The sequence below is a fragment of the Neisseria sp. P0021.S006 genome, from assembly GCF_051956895.1.
Genome location: NZ_JBQCWZ010001202.1, coordinates 1 through 462 on the forward strand (window position 1 = coordinate 1; position 462 = coordinate 462).

Below are 462 nucleotides of genomic sequence, written 5' to 3' on the forward strand. Positions count from 1 at the left end.
TTCCCTTTTTGCTGTGTATTTGTCGTTATTCTCAAGCCCAAGTCCTTATTTGATATAAATTTGCTTTTAAAATGAATATTTCGTGTGGCAGATAGATTCTAGGCCGTCTGAAATTTCAGACGGCCGTTTGATTATGTTTTCAAGAATAGGGCGTAGCTTCGAGGTTTATCCACCGTGGCGGTCGAGCCAACGTTCGGCATCACGCGCGGCTTGGCAGCCGGCAGCGGCGCTGGTGATGGCTTGACGGTAGGTATGGTCTTTGACGTCGCCTGCTGCCCATACGCCTTCAATATTGGTGGCGCCGACCTTGTCGCAGGTACCGACTTTGGTTTTCAAATAGCCGGTTTCGTACATATCAAGTTGGCCTTTGAAGATGTGGGTGTTGGGTTTGTGGCCGATGGCGCTGAAGACGCCTTTTACCGCGATTTCTTCAGTACTGCCGTCATTGTGTTTCTGTCTCTC

General features: G+C 49.1%; 1 protein-coding gene. It reads right to left on the reverse strand.

The window, feature by feature from the left end; translation table 11 throughout:
- Nucleotides 1-165: 165 nt before the first annotated feature.
- Nucleotides 166-462, reverse strand: a 297-nt coding sequence (locus ACTHUM_RS19480) for an FAD-dependent oxidoreductase (protein WP_440403938.1), incomplete at its 5' end; no start/stop codon positions are given.